General features: G+C 67.2%; 16 protein-coding genes. 10 read left to right on the top strand and 6 right to left on the bottom strand.

The genetic code is table 11. From position 1 onward, the window contains the following. Positions 1–29 precede the first annotated feature (29 nt). Both LRM18_RS12265 and LRM18_RS12260 read left to right on the top strand, forming a co-directional pair. Positions 30–2,876 carry a TonB-dependent receptor gene (locus tag LRM18_RS12265; RefSeq protein ID WP_049466624.1) on the top strand — a complete coding sequence of 949 codons (2,847 nt, stop codon included), beginning with the start codon at positions 30–32 and terminating at the stop codon, positions 2,874–2,876. Between the two features lie 170 nt (positions 2,877–3,046). After that, positions 3,047–3,256 (top strand): hypothetical protein, encoded by a 210-nt coding sequence (locus tag LRM18_RS12260; protein WP_049466627.1) that lies wholly within the window; start codon positions 3,047–3,049, stop codon positions 3,254–3,256. 58 nt (positions 3,257–3,314) lie between these two features. On the opposite strand, the gene LRM18_RS12255 is transcribed toward LRM18_RS12260, so the two are convergent. Both LRM18_RS12255 and ppa read right to left on the bottom strand, forming a co-directional pair. Continuing rightward, positions 3,315–4,436 (bottom strand): HDOD domain-containing protein, encoded by a 1,122-nt coding sequence (locus LRM18_RS12255; protein WP_057495195.1) that lies wholly within the window; start codon positions 4,434–4,436, stop codon positions 3,315–3,317. 152 nt (positions 4,437–4,588) lie between these two features. Further along, a complete protein-coding gene (gene ppa, locus LRM18_RS12250) occupies positions 4,589–5,125 on the bottom strand; it encodes an inorganic diphosphatase (protein ID WP_005410935.1) in 537 nt (178 codons plus the stop codon). A gap of 185 nt (positions 5,126–5,310) precedes the next feature. Between ppa and LRM18_RS12245 the strand changes: the two genes are divergently transcribed. From LRM18_RS12245 to LRM18_RS12230, 4 genes are all read left to right on the top strand, one after another. Next, the gene (locus LRM18_RS12245) at positions 5,311–5,784 is read left to right on the top strand and encodes a hypothetical protein (protein WP_057495196.1); all 474 of its coding nucleotides are present in this window, start codon (positions 5,311–5,313) and stop codon (positions 5,782–5,784) included. A 71-nt stretch (positions 5,785–5,855) separates the two neighbouring features. Next, a complete protein-coding gene (locus LRM18_RS12240) occupies positions 5,856–6,356 on the top strand; it encodes an RNA polymerase sigma factor (protein ID WP_057495197.1) in 501 nt (166 codons plus the stop codon). 99 nt (positions 6,357–6,455) lie between these two features. Then, on the top strand, positions 6,456–7,388 hold the full coding sequence (locus LRM18_RS12235; protein WP_270954757.1) for a FecR domain-containing protein: 933 nt from the start codon (positions 6,456–6,458) through the stop codon (positions 7,386–7,388). A 232-nt stretch (positions 7,389–7,620) separates the two neighbouring features. Continuing rightward, positions 7,621–10,539 carry a TonB-dependent receptor gene (locus LRM18_RS12230; protein ID WP_270954721.1) on the top strand — a complete coding sequence of 973 codons (2,919 nt, stop codon included), beginning with the start codon at positions 7,621–7,623 and terminating at the stop codon, positions 10,537–10,539. A 78-nt stretch (positions 10,540–10,617) separates the two neighbouring features. On the opposite strand, the gene LRM18_RS12225 is transcribed toward LRM18_RS12230, so the two are convergent. Next, positions 10,618–10,875, bottom strand: a complete 258-nt coding sequence (locus LRM18_RS12225) for a DUF2789 domain-containing protein (protein WP_053461321.1) — start codon at positions 10,873–10,875, stop codon at positions 10,618–10,620. 106 nt (positions 10,876–10,981) lie between these two features. On the opposite strand from LRM18_RS12225, the gene LRM18_RS12220 reads away from it, so the two are divergent. From LRM18_RS12220 to LRM18_RS12210, 3 genes are read left to right on the top strand one after another with little or no spacing between them, the layout of a single operon-like run. Further along, complete coding sequence (locus LRM18_RS12220) at positions 10,982–11,569, top strand: biliverdin-producing heme oxygenase (RefSeq protein ID WP_270954720.1); 588 nt, start codon at positions 10,982–10,984, stop codon at positions 11,567–11,569. 31 nt (positions 11,570–11,600) lie between these two features. Continuing rightward, positions 11,601–12,068, top strand: a complete 468-nt coding sequence (locus LRM18_RS12215; protein ID WP_270954719.1) for a YbaN family protein — start codon at positions 11,601–11,603, stop codon at positions 12,066–12,068. Further along, a complete protein-coding gene (locus LRM18_RS12210) occupies positions 12,055–12,375 on the top strand; it encodes a hypothetical protein (protein ID WP_270954718.1) in 321 nt (106 codons plus the stop codon). The genes LRM18_RS12215 and LRM18_RS12210 overlap by 14 nt, the downstream gene beginning before the upstream one ends. Here the strand turns inward: LRM18_RS12210 and LRM18_RS12205 are convergent. Then, on the bottom strand, positions 12,338–14,365 hold the full coding sequence (locus LRM18_RS12205) for a sodium-translocating pyrophosphatase (protein WP_270954717.1): 2,028 nt from the start codon (positions 14,363–14,365) through the stop codon (positions 12,338–12,340). The two genes, LRM18_RS12210 and LRM18_RS12205, sit on opposite strands and share 38 nt — an antisense overlap. A gap of 311 nt (positions 14,366–14,676) precedes the next feature. Here LRM18_RS12205 and LRM18_RS12200 point away from each other — a divergent pair, with 311 nt between their 5' ends. Continuing rightward, positions 14,677–15,180, top strand: a complete 504-nt coding sequence (locus LRM18_RS12200) for a hypothetical protein (protein ID WP_049438804.1) — start codon at positions 14,677–14,679, stop codon at positions 15,178–15,180. Positions 15,181–15,271: 91 nt separating this feature from the next. On the opposite strand, the gene LRM18_RS12195 is transcribed toward LRM18_RS12200, so the two are convergent. Together LRM18_RS12195 and LRM18_RS12190 are read right to left on the bottom strand one after the other, a co-directional pair. Further along, entirely contained in the window at positions 15,272–15,661 is a 390-nt protein-coding gene (locus LRM18_RS12195; RefSeq protein ID WP_164083175.1) for a DUF488 family protein, read from the bottom strand. Between the two features lie 114 nt (positions 15,662–15,775). Then, positions 15,776–17,032: a 6-phosphofructokinase gene (locus LRM18_RS12190; RefSeq protein WP_270954716.1), complete on the bottom strand. Its 1,257-nt coding sequence runs from the start codon at positions 17,030–17,032 to the stop codon at positions 15,776–15,778. Positions 17,033–17,043 lie beyond the last annotated feature (11 nt).

The following is a 17,043-nucleotide window of genomic DNA, read 5'->3' as shown; positions in this document are numbered from 1 at the left end:
CGCTGCTAACACGTACCTTGGAGAGATAGATGAACGTTCGTAATCCCGCAGTGCGGTTCGGCCTGCTGCCGGCCGGCATTGCGCTGGCGCTGGCGCCGGCCTTTGCTTCCGCCCAGGAAGCAAAGGGCACCACCGACCTGGACCGCATTTCGGTCACCGGCTCGCGCATCCGCGGCGCTTCGGTGGAGACCCAGCAGCCGATCCTGACGATGACCCGCGAATCCCTGGAAAAGCAGGGCTTCTCGAGCGTCGCCGACGTGCTGAACAACCTGACCTCGGCCGGCTCCCCGGCCATTTCGCGTTCGGAGTCGCTGGCTTCGGGCGAGAACGTGGGCGGCTACTACGTCGACATCCGCAACCTGGGCGCCCAGCGCACCCTGGTGCTGATGAACGGCAAGCGCCTGGGCGCAACCACCGCCGGTTACCAGGATCTGAGCCAGATCCCGATGTCGGCCGTTGAGCGCATCGAAATCCTGAAGGACGGCGCCTCGTCGATCTACGGTTCCGACGCCATCGCCGGCGTGGTCAACGTGATCACCCGCAAGAACTTCGACGGCGGCGAAGCCAACGTCTACGTCGGCCAGTACGGCAAGGGCGACGGCGACACCGAAACCTATTCGATGACCCTCGGTGCCCGCGGCGAGCGCGGCAGCCTGACCCTGTCGGCCGAGTACTCGAAGCAGGACCCGGTGTGGGCCAAGGACCGCTGGTACAGCCGTGACGGCTCGCTGGGTCCGAACTCGACCTCGGCCACCTGGAGCCCGATCAGCCAGAACGGCAGCTGGTGCAACCCGACCCAGGTCAACTGCGGCGACTCCAAGCAGGCTGTCTGGAAGACCCTGAACGCCGGCGGCAACCCGAAGAACCCGAATGACTACCACGTCATCACGGCAGACGAATTCGCCAACTCCAACGAGCAGATGACCCTGCTGACCGGTGTGAAGCGCAAGTCGGTCTACATCAACGGTACCTACGACTTCACCGATTCGATCAGCCTGAACACCGACGTGCTCTACAACGAGCGCCAGACGTTCCAGCAGATCGCCGGCTATCCGTTCCAGTCCAACTCCTTCGGCACCCCGCTGGAAGGTTCGAGCGCCTTCAACCCGGTCGGCCAGGACGTCAGCTTCCGTCGTCGCCTGTGGGAAGTGCCGCGTACCACTGACAGCCAGCTGAAGACCCTGCGCTTCGCTCCGACCCTGACCGGCTTCTTCGAGCTGGGCGGCAAGACCTTCGACTGGGATGTCGGCGCGCTGTGGAACCGCAACGAGTCGATCAAGAGCAACCGCGGCGACATGAGCCTGATCGCTGCAGGCCAGGCGCTGGGCCCGTCGTTCATCGACGCCGGCGGCATTGCCCGCTGCGGCACCTCGGCCAAGCCGATCCTGGGCGACTGCCGCCCGTGGAACCCGCTGCTGCCGTACGGTGTTGATGGCCAGGGTTCGCTGGCGAACCAGGAACTGCAGGACTTCCTGTTCCCGACCTTCACCACCCGCGGCGTCACCAAGACCACCAGCTTCACCGCCAACCTGTCGGGCGCCATCGTGACCCTGCCGGCCGGCGACCTGGGCTTCGCCCTGGGTGTCGAGCACCGCAAGGAAGAAGGCAACTACGTGCCGGACGCCTTCGCGCAGTCGGGCCAGTCCACCGGCCTGGGCCAGAAGCCGACCCGCGGCCAGTACGATCTGAACGAGGTCTACCTCGAGCTGAACGTGCCGCTGCTGGCCGACATGGCCTTCGCCAAGGAACTGACCCTGAACGTTGCCAGCCGTTACTCGGACTACAGCAACTTCGGCGGCACCACCAACAGCAAGTTCGGCCTGACCTGGCGTCCGCTGGATGAGCTGCTGGTCCGCGGCACCTACGCCGAGGGCTTCCGCGCTCCGACCATCAGCGACCTGTACGGTGGCCTGAGCTCGAGCTTCGAGTCGTACATCGATCCGTGCGGCGTGAAGGCCCCGGGCAGCGTTGCCGGCAATGCCGCATGCACCGCCGCCGGCGCTCCGGCCAACTACGTGCAGCTGGGCCAGGGCAACCTGCCGTGCTCGACCCTGCCGTGCCAGTCGGGTGACCAGTTCGTCTCGGGTGCCAACCCGAACCTGAAGCCGGAAACCTCCAAGAGCACCACCTTCGGCCTGGTGTGGAGCCCGCGTTGGGTGCAGGGCCTGGACGTCTCGCTGGATTGGTACAAGTACGAAATCAGCGACATGATCATCGCTGACAGCGTCGACCGCATCCTGCGTGACTGCTACGTGCTGGGCAACGCCGAGCGCTGCTCGAGCGTGACCCGTGCGGCTGACGGCCACGTCAGTGCGATCACCTACGGCACCGCCAACCTCGGCAAGATGAAGACCGAAGGTTACGACCTGGGCATCAAGTACCGCCTGCCGGAACTGGCCATCGGTCAGTTCAGCATCGACTGGCAGACCAGCTACACCGCCAAGTACGACGAGCAGGGCCAGAACAGCGCGGGTGACAACATCATGATCGGCCGCGTCGGCGAGCCGGGCCTGTTCCGCGTGCGTTCGAACCTGGGCGTCAACTGGCAGTACGGCGATTTCGGTGTGAACTACACCGCGCGCTACTACTCCGGCATGAAGGAAAGCTGCATCTCGCTGGCTGATGGCTGGTGCGATGCGCCGAACCACATGGCCAACGGCGAGACCGATCCGCTGCGTCACACCGGTTCCAACACCTTCCACGACCTGCAGGTCAGCTGGAAGGCACCGTGGGATGCGACGATCGCCCTGGGCGCGAACAACGTGTTCGACCACAAGGGTCCGCTGCAGTACTCGGCTCCGAACTCGGCGTTCGCCTACTACGGCGGCTTCGACGTGGGTCGCTTCCTGTACATGAAGTACACCCAGCGCTTCTGATCCATCGAAGTGCGGTAGCAACAGAAGGAGGGCGGACCGAACGGTCCGCCCTCTTTTTTTGTAGGGTTTTTCCGGAAACTGTTGGAAGGTGAGCGCAGTCACGGTCCCGCCGTGTCGTAATCAACACAGTCAGGAGGTCCAATACCGGACGCTTGCATGTGGAGAGGGATATGAAGCACACGTTGCTGCGCCAGGCATCAGCGGCTGTACTGATCTATGCGACGCTGGTGGGCGCGGTGTTCGCGCAGGGCCTCGGGGTCTGCGGTGGCGGCCTCTACTGCGAAGAGTTCCGCCAGCAATGCCTGGCCAGTGGCAAGTCACCGGTCATCTGCGAGTCGCAGTACCGTCGTTGCGTGCAGGACGCCTGCGGTACTCGCTGACGCAGCAAGGGCGCACCGCGTGGGTGCGCCCCTTGTCATTGGGCCATCGGCAACGCGCTCAGGCGTCGCTGGGTGCCAGCCCCATCAGCGCATTGGCGTGCTCGCGCCACTGCGGCAGCTTGTTGAGCACGCCTGCACGCTGCAGGTAGTCCTCATCCACCGGGTCGCCATTGACCAGCGCCAGCGCCACATGCACCGCCCCGGTCACCCAGAAGCTGCGGGTGTTGGCACGCTGCGGCTGCAGGTGGAAGGCCACCGCTTCGATGATCGGCATCGGCAGGCCCCACAGGCCCAGCAGGTAGGCACCGGCCTCGGCATGGCCGGGGCGCGCATCGCCGGCCAGCGAAGGTTCGCTGCGTTCGTTGCGTACGCCCGGCAGCAGCAGGCCGATGTCGGCCAGCAGTGCGGCGGTCGCACCCAGTTCGGCACTGGACTCGGGCAGCAGGCGCGCGGCCAGCCGCGAGGCAAGCAGTGCCCGCTGCTGCAGCGAATTGCGCTCGGCAGGCGACAGCGTCGGTGCCGAGAAGACTTCGCTGGCCAGCACCAGGTCGCGCAGCGTCGCCAGGCCCAGCCGGGTCACCGCGGTCCGCAGGTCGGCGATGGTGCGGCCCTGGCTGAAGAACGCCGAGTTCGACAGCTGCAGCACCTTGGCTGCGATCGCAGGATCGGCGGCCACCAGCTTGGCCACGTCGGCGCTGTCGGTGTCGTCGTCATGCTCCAGCGCCTGGGTCAGGCTCAGGTACAGGTGTGGCGGCGAAGGCAGTTTCTCGATGCGGCCGATGGCATCGCGTAGGCGCGGGCTGTCCAGCACTTCGCGTAGCTCTTCCAGGCTGGTCAGCGCTTCCAGCAGCACTTCCGGCGCCAGCGGCAGCGGCAGGAAACGATGGGCGACACCGATCAGGCGCGCCGGCGGTGGCCGGTTGCCGTGCTGGGCATCAACCAGCGCGATGCGGATGGTTTCCGGGCGCAAGGTGCGGATCTGGCCCAGCAACGTGGTGGCATTGAGATCGGGCAACTGCGGGCAGACGATCACCGCATCGACGCCCTGCGTGGCCACCGCGTTCATCGCGGCCTGGCCATCGGTGGCGGTCAACGGCTGCCAGTCTTCCCCAAGATCGGCAATGAATTCGGTCAGCTCGGCCGGCAGGCTGGCTGCATCCCCAACAAGCAGAATACGCACGACACATTCCCCTGGCTGTCTCGACGATGGATGTCGATGACGTGTGAAGTGACGCAATTTACCTAATACGGCACCAAGTGTGATGTGCCGTCGTCATGAAACGTGACCCGCATCGCTCCGGCGGACTGCCGCCGGAGCGATGCGGTTCAGGCTCAGGCCTTGCTGTCGAGATGGCGCTGGTGCGCCTCGATCAGGATCTGCTTGGCTTCAGCGGCGCCGCCCCAACCGTCGAGCTTGACCCACTTGCCCTTTTCCAGGTCCTTGTAGTGTTCGAAGAAGTGGCCGATGCGCTCCAGCCAGTGGCTGGACACCTGGGCGATGTCTTCGACGTGGGCGTAGCCGCTGAAGATCTTCGAGACCGGCACGGCCAGGATCTTCTCGTCGCTGCCGGCCTCATCGCTCATCTTCAGCACGCCGACCGGGCGGCAGCGCACGACCGAGCCCGGCACCAGCGGCAGCGGCAGCACCACCAGCACGTCGGCCGGATCGCCGTCGCCACACAGGGTGCTCGGCACGTAGCCGTAGTTGCACGGGTAGCGCATCGGGGTGGACAGGATGCGGTCGACGAAGATCGCGCCGGTTTCCTTGTCCACTTCGTACTTCACCGGCTCCGAGTCCTTCGGAATCTCGATGATGACGTTGATTTCTTCCGGCGGGTTCTTGCCGGGCGAGACGAGTTCCAGACCCATGGTGTGCTCCAGGTGGGGGATGTAGACGGATAGCTGGCCATTTTATGCCTTTGCCGGGCGCTGTGCAGCGGGGAAGGGGCCGACGGCGGTGCGCGGCAGGTGCCCACCTGGCGGGCCGGGGTTGGCTGATGGGGCCTGCCGGTGCGGCAGGGCAGGCTGTACGCACCTTCCCGAGGAGTCTTCATATGAGAATGTCCGCACTGCCGCTCTGCCTGTCCTGCGCGCTGCTTGTTGCGCCCGCGGCCCAGGCCGACCCCTACGTGGATCTGATCGACTATCCGCAGCAGGAAGCCAACTGGGACCGCTTCTTTGCATTGGAGGGCAGGCTGCAGCAGGGTTTCGACAGCATCTGCGGGGACACCTTCTGCGAAGGGGAATACAGCGATATTCACCCCCTGCGACTGCGCTGCTCGGTGGATGCCGCGCGGGGAACGGTTCGCGAGTGCCTGTGGGCATTTGCCGCCAGCGATCTGGCGGTGTCCGCGAACGATGGCGCGATCGAGGCCCGGCAACCGACCTGGTTGTGCCGCCTGCCGCTGGTGGCGGGTACCCCGGTGGAGTCCTTCCATGCCGCGCTGGCCGCGCGTGATCCCTTGCATGACCCGCTGCCGGGCAGCTCGCAGAGCGTCTATGACGCGCTGACCGAGTGCATCCATTGATGTAAACGTGACGTATTCGCATTTAAAGAGTAGCATGCGCGGCGCTCCCGTCTGTCGTCCCGGCCTCGCGCATGTCTTCCAATGCTGCCTCCCTCACCGAACTGCTGATCCGCGAGCGGCCCGCGCTGTTGCGTCGTGTGCAACGGATACTGGGGGGCGACAACGGCGCCGAAGACGTGATCCAGGCGGTGTGGTTCAAGGCGCGTGGGGTCGATGACAGCCAGGCCATCGACAACCCGCGCGCCTATCTGTATCGGTTGGCCGCCAACCTGGCCACCGACCACGGCCGCGAGTCGACCCGGCGCAACCGCCTGCTGGCCGATCATTACCTGTGGGGGCCGGACGAGGTGATCTCGACCGAAGAACAGGCCATGGCACAGGATGAACTGCAGCGCGTGCTCGACGCGGCCGGCCATCTGCCCGAGCCGACCCGCACCATCTTCCGGCTCAACCGCCTGCAGGGCCAGACCCAGGCGGAGATCGCACGCCGCCTCGGGGTTTCGGTGACCACCGTGGAAAACCATGTACGCAGCGCGCTGCAACGCCTGGCCTGGGCGCGCAGTGGCCGATGATCACGCCGGCTTGGGGTTGGCGCGCGCGCAGACGTCTTGATCATTGACCGTGGATGCGGTCCAGTTCCCCCGCGCTTGAATGCGCCTGTCAGCCAGCCGATGCGCCCGCCGAACATGCCGCCTGCCGCCGATGACAATGCCCTGGCCGAACAGGCCCGGGGCTGGATCGCGTGGCTGGCCTCGGGCGACATCAGTGATGTGCGCATGCAGGCGTTTGAACGCTGGCTGCAGCAGCCGGGACACCGCCGGGTCTTCGAATGCGAGCGTGCGCTGTGGCGCAGTGTCGGGCCGCGCGTACAGGCCGCAGGCCCGGGCCGTCGGCGCCCGCGACGATTGCGCTGGGCCATGGCCGCGGCGGCGATGCTGGCGATGCTGGTGGCCTGGCCCGAGGCCTGGCTGCGCCTGCAGTCCGATCATCGCAGCACGTATCAGGTACGGAGCGTGCTGCTACCCGACGGCAGCCATGCGGTGCTGGATGCCGACAGTGCGATTGCGGTGCACTTTGATGCGAACGCCCGCGAGGTCGAGCTGCTGCGCGGGCGCGCCTGGTTCGAGGTCGGCCCGGATCCGCAGCGGCGTTTCCGCGTGCGCGCCGGCAATGGCCTGGTCGAGGACATCTCGACCGCGTTCACCGTCGCGCGTGGCGACCACGGGGTGGAAACCCAGGTCGGGCAGGGCAGGGTGCGCGTGGCCAGCCCGGTCGACTGCGGCTGGACCTACCTGCAGCAGGGGCAACGTGCGGTCTACGCTGAGCACGGCGGCGTCATGCGGCTGGCCGACGTGACCACCGACAGCGTCGGCGCCTGGCGCCGGGGCGAGCTGCTGCTGGAACAGGCCAACGTGGCCGATGCCGTGCAGTGGGTGGGGCGCTATCGCACGGGCCCGACCTTCGTGCGCGGTGATCTGTCACGACTGCCTGCAGTCAGTGCCGCATTGCGCATCGATCGTCCGGAACAGGCGCTGGATGCGCTGGCCGCGACGGCTGGATTGCAGGTCACACGCCTGCCACTGGGCGTCGCCATCGTGCAGTAGATGCACGCCCTGCGTGGATGATCGTCCCAGTGTGCCGGCCAACGGTCGGCACCCACCGAAGCCACCCGACGAACGGTCGGCACCTGCCGCGGCCGCACATCGCTCTTGGGGCTGTCGCGCGCCCAGCCGTCTTACCCCGCGAACGTACACGCCGCCGCCACGTACGTCGCCGTGTCCGCCCGTGCTGCGGATGACGCCGCGCTCGCGGCACCGATTACCTGACAGGTTTCCCATGTACAACTTCCACCGCTCGGGCCGCGTGCTCCGCCCGTCCCGCCTGTGCATCGCGCTGCTCGCCGCCGGCCTGGCCACTGCTGCGCCGGCCGCCTTGGCCCAGAGTGCCGGCAGTGACCACGCTGTCGTGCAGCGCTTCGACATTCCCGCGCAACCACTGGATGAGGCGCTGCGCAGCTACATGCGCCAGTCCGGCGTGGAGGTGGTCTACCCCGCTGCGCTGGCACGTGGCGTAACCTCCCGCGCAGTCAGTGGCAGCCTTCCGGCGCACCAGGCGTTGCAACAGCTGCTGCAGGGCAGCGGCCTGGCGGTGCGCCGGGTCGGCGCAGAGGCCGTCACCCTGGAGGCGACGACGCTGGCGCAGGCGGACAGTGAAGTGATCATCACCGACACACTGAGCGTGGCCGGCGACCGGGTCGACAGCGGCGCGAGCAGTGATGAAGCACGCCTGCTCGACAGCTACCGCAGCGTGGGCTCCACCACCACGCTCAGCCGCGCGCATCTGGAGCGTTTCCGTGGTACCTCCAATGGCGACATCATCAAGGGCGTGGCCGGTGTCACCGCCGGTGATCCGCGCGTGGGCAACGGCTTCGACGTCAACATCCGCGGCATCCAGGGCCAGGGCCGTGTGCCGGTGATCATCGATGGCGGTCAGTCCAGCGTGGACACCTACCGCGGCTATGCGGGCCAGTCGCAGCGCACCTACCTCGACCCGGATCTGATCTCCAGCCTGACCATCAGCAAGGGCCCGAGCCTGCAGGCCAACGCCTCCGGTGGCATCGGTGGCGTGGTCGAGATGGAGACGTTGAAGATCGGCGACGTGCTGCGTGAGGGCCGCGACGTCGGCGTGCGCGTGCGCGGTGGCCTGGCCAATGGCAGTGCCAACAACCTGCCGTCCTACAGTGCGGCGCCACGCACCGATCGCAGCGCCACCGGCAGCCAGTTCTTCAACGTGGCCGCCGCCGGTCATTGGGACCGCTTCGATCTGGTCGCTGCCTACGCTTACCGCGACAATGGCAACTACTTCTCGGGCAGGCATGGCTACGACGATTTCCCGCAGACCCGTCGCACCCTGGCGCCGTTGAATCCGCCGCGTACCGAGGTGTTCAACACCTCCTCGCGCTCGAAGTCGGCGCTGCTCAAGGGCACTTGGCGCATCGACGACGCGCAGACGCTGGAGGCCGGTTACCGCCGTTATGAAGGCACCGCCGGCGAGATCATGGCCTCGCAGATCATCCGGGTGGATCGTGACCGCATTCCGCAGTGGGATCCGGGCCACGTCGACATGGACAGCTACAGCCTGCGCTACCGCTTCAACCCGGACAGTGAGCGGGTCGACCTGCGCATCAATGCCGCCTACACCGACACCGACAGCGTGATGTACAACAGCCTGACCGGCATCACGCCGTGGTACTTCGATCGCCGCACCGAGTGGTACGACGCGCCCAGCTTCAGTGGCGATCCCGGCTACAAGGATGCCTACCGGAACCCGCTGCGGCAGAAGCGCTTCAACCTGGATGCCAGCAACACCTCGACGTTCGACACCCGCGCCGGTGCGTTCACGCTCGACTACGGCCTGTCCTACAGCGACGAAGACATCGCGCCGGGCAGCTCGGGCCCGATCAAGCACGACGACCTGGTCAACAACCGCTTCCTGCGCAACGCCGAGCGCAAGGAATACAGCGCCGTGGCCTCGCTGAAGTGGCAGCCCGATGAACATTGGGAACTGCTGGCCGGCGGCCGCTGGAACCGCGTGGAGGTGCACGACCGCAACCGCTTGGCCACGCCCGAGGCCTACGCGGTGCAGGGCCAGTACCGCTACACCGAGCTGCTCAACGGCAACCCGGCACTGCCCTCGTGGCGCGCCAAGCGCATCGCGCTGCTGAACTGGTATCCGGATGCCAACGGCAACTTCACCCAGGCCTCGCTGCTGGCCTCGCCGTACAAGAAGGGCACGGTGGCCGACATCGCCGGCTGGAACTTCTACGACGCCGGCAAGGCGCAGGACCTGGAGGTGCCGGTCAGCTGGAGCTGGTCGCAGCCGATCCGCCGCCGCGACTCCGCGTTCTCGCCCACCGCCAGCGTGGCCTACCGCTTCAGCGAAGACACCCTGGTCTACGTGAAGTACGCCGAAGGCACCAAGCTGCCGAGCCTGTTCGAGACCACGCTGGGCCTGTTCACCGCCGCCAAACCGGTGGGTGAGCTCAAGCCGGAGCGTGCGCGCAGCTGGGAAATCGGCGCCAGCACCCTCCGCTACGACCTGTTCACTGCCGGCGACCGCCTGGCGCTGAAGCTGGCGTATTTCGATACCCGCATTGACGACCTGATCACCCGCGATTACCGCACGCTGTCGGCCGGCCTGATCCGCAACGTGGACCAGTTCAAGGTCTCGGGCATGGAGTTCCAGTCCAGCTATGACAGCGGGAAGGTGTTTGCCGACCTGTCCGCGCATTATTACTTCAAGGCCAAGACCTGCGCGCCAGACATCGCCGCCGAGCGCCGGGCCTATGGCGCACAGCGCAGGAACGATGAGCTGGCCCACACGCCCGACTGCGTGGACGGCGGCTTCGAGGGGTCGTACACCAACACCCAGAACCCGCCGCGCTACATGGTCAACCTGACCCTGGGCTCGCGCCTGTTCGACGAGCGCCTGACCTTCGGCACCCGCGTGGTCCACAACGCCGGCCCGATCAGCGCGCTGGACAAGGACTGGAACGTGGGCCTGTCGGCGATCCAGCAGCTGTACCGGCCAACCACGCTGGTGGATCTGTTCGCCAGCTGGCGCTTCAACGACCAGCTGTCGGTCGACGCGGGCGTGGACAACCTGACCGACCGCTACTACCTGGATCCGCTGGCGTTGGGCGTGATGCCGGCCCCGGGCCGCACCGCGCGGCTGGCGCTGACCTGGAAGTACTGACCGATCGTGGATGAGCGATGGGGTCGGATCCCTTTCCTGCGGAAAGGGCTCTGACCCCAACAGCACGGGATACCCCGCTTACAGCCCCGTCGCCGCCTTCACCGCATCCTCGTGCAGCGACTCGTTCAGCTCGTCCACCACGGTGGTCCATGCCGCATCAGCCTGCAGCGACTCGGACAGGAACTGGCGCTGGGCGTCGGTCCAGTAGGGCGCCTCGACCACTTCCACGTCGGTGGCCAGCTGGTGCTCGCGGATGAAGCGGGCGATGCCCTCGGCGCTGGCGTCCAGGCCCAGTTGGAGGAACAGGTTGGTCATGCGCGGTTCGGTGGTGATCATCAGCGGTGTCCTGCAGCAAGAAGGGATGGTCCATTATCGGTATCCACCGCCTTGGGGAAAGCCCCGTGGCAAACGTCTACAGCACGACGACTCCCTGGCATTCCCCATGAACGCATACCTCGCTCCCGAAGACAGCCGCAGCCTACGGCTCAAGGCCGCCACCCGCGACAGTCACGCTGCCCTGGACAAGCGCATCATGGCCGGCGACATTTTCGCCGACCGCAGCAACTTCGCCCGTTTCCTGCGCGTGCAGTACCGCTTCCACCGCAGCATTGATGCGCTGTACGCCAACCCTGCGCTGGACGCGCTGCTGCCCGGCCTGGGCGAGCGCCGCCGCCTGGCCCAGGTTGCCCGCGATCTGCAGGACCTGGAGCAGGCGGTCCCGGGCGCGGACATCGCCGCACTGCCCCCGGACCTGGCGCTGCCGGCAGCCCTCGGCTGGCTGTACGTGGCCGAAGGCTCCAACCTGGGCGGCACCGTGCTGTACAAGATGGCTGCCAGGCTCGGGCTGGATCGTGATTTCGGCGCCCGCCACCTAGCCGCGCATCCGGATGGCGCCGCGCGCCACTGGCGCGAGTTCACCGCTGCGCTGGACGCGGTTGCGCTGAGCGCCGAGCAGGAACAGCAGGTGATCGACGCCGCCGATGCCGCGTTCCGCAGCGTGCACGGCCATGTCGAAGCGGAATTCGACTGATGTGCCACGTCTGCGCACGGAGACCGCGCTGATGCGCTGGCTCTGGTTCGCGCTGGGCTGGGTGATGGTCGGCCTCGGGGTGATCGGCGCGTTGCTGCCGGTGATGCCCACCACCATCTTCCTGATCCTGGCCGTGGGTTGCTTCGCGCGCAGCTCGCCGAAGTTCGAGCAGCGCCTGCTCGCACATCCGCGCTATGGCCCGTCGCTGCGGCTGTGGCGCGAGCAGGGCGCGGTGTCGCGCAAGGGCAAGGCGTTCGCCAGCGCAGGGATGGCGGCGGGCTTTGTGCTGTTCTGCTGGGGCGCGCAGCCGTCATGGCGCCTGCTGCTGGGCGTGGGCCTGTTCTTTGCGGTCAGCGCTGGCTACGTGCTCAGCCGGCCAGCACCGCGGCTGGAGTCCCCTCCGGTCGTGGAAGTGGACGATGCCACGGACCCGCGCGCGGCCCGCCACCGCGCCGCGCCCCCGGGCGATGAGGGAACCCGGAACGATGCTGCCTGCTGACCTGGCCCCCGACGTAGTGGTGAAGTCGATGATGATCGCGCTGGCCCTGGCCTCGCTGGCGACCTGGGCCGTGCTGCTGGCCAAGGGCTGCGAACTGGCCCGCGCCGAGCCTGCCCGGCGAGCGCGCCGCATCTTCATGGTGGCCGCACCGCTGGCCCGTGCCGGTTTCATTCTTCCTGCGTGGCCGCTGACCGCCATCGGGGTCGGATCCCTTTCCGCAGGAAAGGGCTCTGACCCCATCAAGCCTGCCATCCACGCATCGCGTGGACCTACAACAACGGCACCAGCAGCAGCGCCACGATGTTGATGATCTTGATCAGCGGATTGATCGCCGGGCCGGCGGTGTCCTTGTACGGGTCACCGACGGTATCGCCGGTCACCGCAGCCTTGTGCGCTTCGCTGCCCTTGCCGCCGAAGTGGCCGTCCTCGATGTACTTCTTGGCGTTGTCCCAGGCGCCGCCGCCGGTGGTCATCGAAATGGCCACGAACAGGCCGGTCACGATCGTGCCGATCAGCAGGCCGCCCAGCGCGCGGGGCCCCAGCAGCAGGCCGACCACCACCGGCACCGCCACCGGCAGCAATGACGGCACGATCATTTCGCGGATCGCCGACCGGGTCAGCATGTCCACCGCCTTGTCGTACTGCGGCTTGCCGGTGCCCTGCATGATGCCGGGGATCTCGCGGAACTGGCGGCGCACTTCTTCCACCACTGCGCCCGCCGCGCGGCCGACCGCTTCCATCGCCATCGCACCGAACAGGTACGGAATCAGGCCGCCGATCAGCAGGCCGATGATCACCGTGTGGTCGCTGAGGTCGAAGCGGAATTCCTGTCCGGGATGCGCGGCCTGCAGGTTGTGCGTGTAGTCGGCGAACAGCACGAGCGCGGCCAGTGCCGCCGAGCCGATCGCATAGCCCTTGGTCACCGCCTTGGTGGTGTTGCCCACCGCATCCAGCGGATCGGTGATGTCGCGGATATCGGAAGGCAGCTCGGCCATTTCAGCGATGCCGCCGGCGTTGTCGGTGATCGGACCGTAGGCGTCGAGGGCGACGATCATGCCGGCCATCGACAGCATCGCGGTGGCGGCGATGGCGATGCCGTACAGGCCCCCCAGCGCGAACGCGCCCCAGATTGCCGCACACACCGCCACCACCGGCAGCGCGGTGGACTTCATCGAGATGCCGAGGCCGGCGATGATGTTGGTGCCGTGGCCGGTGGTCGAGGCCTGTGCCACGTGCTGCACCGGCTTGTACTGGGTGCCGGTGTAGTACTCGGTGATCCACACGATCAGGCCGGTCAGGAGCAGCCCGATCAGCGCGCAGCCGTACAGCGCCATCGGCCCATGTACGTTGTCCGACATCAGGCCGGTGGTGATCGGGTAGAAGGCAATCGCGGCCAGCACGCCGGACACGATCACGCCCTTGTACAGCGCGCCCATGATCGAGCCGCCCGGCTTCACCTTGACGAACAGCGCACCGATGATCGAGGCGATGATCGACACGCCGCCCAGTACCAGCGGATACAGCACGGCATTGGCACCGGCTTCGGCCAGCATCAGGCTGCCCAGCAGCATGGTGGCGATGACGGTGACCGCATAGGTTTCGAACAGGTCGGCGGCCATGCCGGCGCAGTCGCCGACGTTGTCACCGACGTTGTCGGCGATCACCGCCGGGTTGCGCGGGTCGTCCTCGGGAATGCCGGCTTCAACCTTGCCGACCAGATCGGCGCCGACGTCGGCGCCCTTGGTGAAGATGCCACCCCCCAGCCGCGCGAAGATCGAGATCAGCGAGGAACCGAAGGCCAGGCCGACCAGCGCATGCAGCGCCTGCTCCATCGGCAGGCCCAGGCGCAGCAGCAACGCGTAGTAGCCGGCCACGCCCAGCAGGCCCAGCCCGACCACCAGCATGCCGGTGATCGCGCCACCGCGGAAGGCGACGTCCATCGCCGCGCTGATGCCATGGCGTGCAGCTTCGGCAGTGCGCACGTTGGCGCGTACCGACACGTTCATGCCGATGTAGCCGGCCGCGCCGGACAGCACTGCGCCCACCGCAAAACCGATCGCGGTGTACCAGCTGAGGAAGATGCCGACAAGCACGAACAGCACCACGCCGGCGATGCCGATGGTCAGGTACTGGCGGTTGAGGTAGGCGCGCGCGCCCTCCTGGATCGCGGTGGCGATCGCGACCATGCGCTCATTGCCGGTGGGTTGGCGCAGGATCCAGCGCGCCGAGACGATTCCGAACAGGATCGCGAGAATGGCGCAGCCCAGCGCCAATGACAGCCCGTGACGTTCCAGCATTAGACCCCTCCGCAGAATGGATGTAGGCATCCAGTGGCGATGAACGGCACCACGAGGGGGACGACGGGCTGCAGCCTGGAACCAACCCGTACCGACCTTGGCGGTCGTCCGACGTATGGCGGTGTTCAGCATTCCCTGGTGCCCGCAGTATGCGTGCCGCCACTTGTAGAGTCGAGCCATGCTCGACTGGCGCTCTACGAGCGCGCGGGCCCTGCCGCCGGGCCATGGGCACGATCGGAGAGCCATCAGGCCTTTGCGCCCCGTTAAGCCAGTCTCTGCAAGCCTGCGCACAGTCCCGTAGGAGATCCCACATGCGCCTGTCCCTGTTGATGCTTGCCGCCCTGGTCCCGGCCGTGCCGGCATTCGCTGCGGAAACCCCGGAACTGCAGCGTGCCGTTGGCGCGCCCCAGGCGGTGGGTGCGGTGCATACGTTGCGCCAGATCCCCGAGGCCTGCGCGCGGCTGGAAGGTGCGTTCACCGGCGATGCCGCCGCGCCGTACCGCTTCTCTGCCGTGCGTACCAGCGAACAGTGCCAGCCACGCGCGCGCTTCGTCGATTACACCAAGGCGCAGCCAAGTGCGGACAAGGGCTGGAAACTCAACGATGTGATCCGCGTGCCGAACGCGGCGTGCCCGGCCCAGCAGGCCGTGGTGCGGGTGTGGCGCCTGCCGTCGAGCAACAAGGTCGAGCTGGACGGCCAGGGCCAGTCGCGCATCTACCTGGAGGAGGCGAAGAAGCAGGCCGCGGCCGGGCAGATTCCGCAGGTGACGATGTTCGCCGCGCAGTTGCAGATGGAAGGCAAGGCCTGCAATTGAGGCCGTCCAGCAGCGCGAATCCACGCAGGGCGTGGATCTACTGGATGGGAGACCTGGGTAGTGCCGGCCGCTGGCCGGCATCCCGCCATCTTCACTCCGCCAGCGTCGCCCCGCGCGCCACCAGCAGCTCGCGCAGCGCCTTACGGTGGCAGTGCGCCTCATCCTCGCAATAGCACCCCACGCTGATGTCGCTGTGCTGCGACATCGCGGCCAGCAGGTCCAGCGCGTGGGCCGCATCCGGGGCCTTCATCTCAGTCGTGTAGTGGCGGAAGAACGCGTTCCAGTCGGCGGCCGTTTTCGCCTCATGCGCCTGCTTCACCAGCGCCGCGCTGGGTGACAGGGTCGGGAACCAGACGTCGTACCAGTCCTGTCGGGCGAACTCGCTGCGTGGCACGCCCCGCGGCGGCCGCCGCACTGTGCCGATGCGCAGCCCCTCGCCGGGTTGGCGCGGCGTACCCAGTCGAACAACACGCAGTGCCATGCCATCTCTCCAAAAAGGGGACGGAGGGGATTAAGTCGTATCCGGCCCGTTGCTGACGCCGAGGGGCACGGAGGGGCCTATGCGACTTAATCCCCTCCGTCCCCTTTTTAGGGGTCAGCCCTCGAAGGCCGGCAGCTTCTGCTTCACCGCCACATTCTTCAGGGTGACGTACTTGGGCAGGCCATCGGTGCCATACGGCAGCGGCGCTTCGCCCTTGATCAGCGGTGACAGGTAGGCGCGCGCCTTGGCCGTGATGCCGAAGCCATCGTGGCGGATGAAACCGGCCGGCATCTTCTTCTCGTGGTTGGCGATCTTCGACAACGGCGCGGCTTCGATCTTCCAGCGATACGGTGCATCGCTGCTGCGCACGATCACCGGCATCACGCCATTCTGGCCCTTCAGTGCCAGCTGCACCGCGGCCTTGCCCACCGCCTGCGCCTGCTCCCAGTCGGTCCTGCTGGCCAGGTGGCGGGCCGAGCGCTGCAGGTAGTCGGGCAGTGCCCAGTGCACCTTCAGGCCCAGCTGATCCTTGACCCGGCCGGCCAGGTGCGCGGCCACGCCGCCCAGCTGCGCATGCCCAAACGAGTCCTTGCCACCGCCGGCATCGGCAACGAAGCGGCCATCGGCGGTGGCAATGCCCTCCGAGGCCACCACCACGCAGTAGCCGACGCGCTCGACCACCGCCTTCACCTTGGCCAGGAATGCGGCCTCGTCGTAGGCGCGCTCGGGCAGCAGGATGATGTGCGGCGCTTCGTCATCACCGTCGCCAGCCAGGCCGGCGGCCGCGGCCAGCCAGCCGGCGTGTCGGCCCATCGCCTCGTAGATGAAGACACGGGTCGAGGTCTCGGCCATCGCCGCGACGTCCAGCGCCGCTTCGCGCACCGAGACGGCGGTGTACTTGGCGGCGGAGCCGAAGCCAGGGCAGGTGTCGGTCACCGCCAGATCGTTGTCGATGGTCTTGGGCACGCCGATGCAGGTCAGGTCGTAGCCGGAGGCCTTGGCCAGCTGCGAGACCTTCAGCGCGGTATCGGCCGAGTCGTTGCCACCGTTGTAGAGGAACCAGCGCACGTCATGCGCGCGCAGCACCTCCAGCAGGCGGTCATAGCGGGCGCGGTCGGCGTCCAGCGACTTCAGCTTGACCCGGCACGAACCGAAGGCCCCGCCCGGGGTATGGGCGAGCGCACGGATCGCGGCGGCGCTCTCCTTGCTGGTGTCGATCAGCTCCTCGCGCAGCGCGCCGAGGATGCCGTTGCGGGCGGCCAGAACCTTGATGCCCTTGGCCCGGGCCTGCTCGATCACCGCCGCCGCCGTGGCATTGATGACGGCGGTGACACCGCCGGACTGGGCATAAAGGAGGGTACCGTTGCGCATGCTTCTACCTG

Source organism: Stenotrophomonas sp. PI_27 (genome assembly GCF_027854495.1).
Taxonomy (GTDB): Bacteria; Pseudomonadota; Gammaproteobacteria; order Xanthomonadales; family Xanthomonadaceae; genus Stenotrophomonas; species Stenotrophomonas pavanii.
Note: the sequence above shows the minus strand (reverse complement) of the source record. Positions and strands in the feature narration are given on the sequence as shown.

Coding starts and splice junctions, on each gene's coding strand:
- ppa (WP_005410935.1), bottom strand. CDS start 5,125: ATGGGTCTGGAACTCGTCTCGCCCGGCAAGAACCCGCCGGAAGAAATC.
- LRM18_RS12220 (WP_270954720.1), top strand. CDS start 10,982: ATGAACGCATACCTCGCTCCCGAAGACAGCCGCAGCCTACGGCTCAAG.
- LRM18_RS12210 (WP_270954718.1), top strand. CDS start 12,055: ATGCTGCCTGCTGACCTGGCCCCCGACGTAGTGGTGAAGTCGATGATG.
- LRM18_RS12200 (WP_049438804.1), top strand. CDS start 14,677: ATGCGCCTGTCCCTGTTGATGCTTGCCGCCCTGGTCCCGGCCGTGCCG.
- LRM18_RS12235 (WP_270954757.1), top strand. CDS start 6,456: ATGCGCCCGCCGAACATGCCGCCTGCCGCCGATGACAATGCCCTGGCC.
- LRM18_RS12245 (WP_057495196.1), top strand. CDS start 5,311: ATGAGAATGTCCGCACTGCCGCTCTGCCTGTCCTGCGCGCTGCTTGTT.
- LRM18_RS12215 (WP_270954719.1), top strand. CDS start 11,601: ATGCGCTGGCTCTGGTTCGCGCTGGGCTGGGTGATGGTCGGCCTCGGG.
- LRM18_RS12230 (WP_270954721.1), top strand. CDS start 7,621: ATGTACAACTTCCACCGCTCGGGCCGCGTGCTCCGCCCGTCCCGCCTG.
- LRM18_RS12260 (WP_049466627.1), top strand. CDS start 3,047: ATGAAGCACACGTTGCTGCGCCAGGCATCAGCGGCTGTACTGATCTAT.
- LRM18_RS12190 (WP_270954716.1), bottom strand. CDS start 17,032: ATGCGCAACGGTACCCTCCTTTATGCCCAGTCCGGCGGTGTCACCGCC.
- LRM18_RS12205 (WP_270954717.1), bottom strand. CDS start 14,365: ATGCTGGAACGTCACGGGCTGTCATTGGCGCTGGGCTGCGCCATTCTC.
- LRM18_RS12265 (WP_049466624.1), top strand. CDS start 30: ATGAACGTTCGTAATCCCGCAGTGCGGTTCGGCCTGCTGCCGGCCGGC.
- LRM18_RS12240 (WP_057495197.1), top strand. CDS start 5,856: ATGTCTTCCAATGCTGCCTCCCTCACCGAACTGCTGATCCGCGAGCGG.
- LRM18_RS12225 (WP_053461321.1), bottom strand. CDS start 10,875: ATGATCACCACCGAACCGCGCATGACCAACCTGTTCCTCCAACTGGGC.
- LRM18_RS12195 (WP_164083175.1), bottom strand. CDS start 15,661: ATGGCACTGCGTGTTGTTCGACTGGGTACGCCGCGCCAACCCGGCGAG.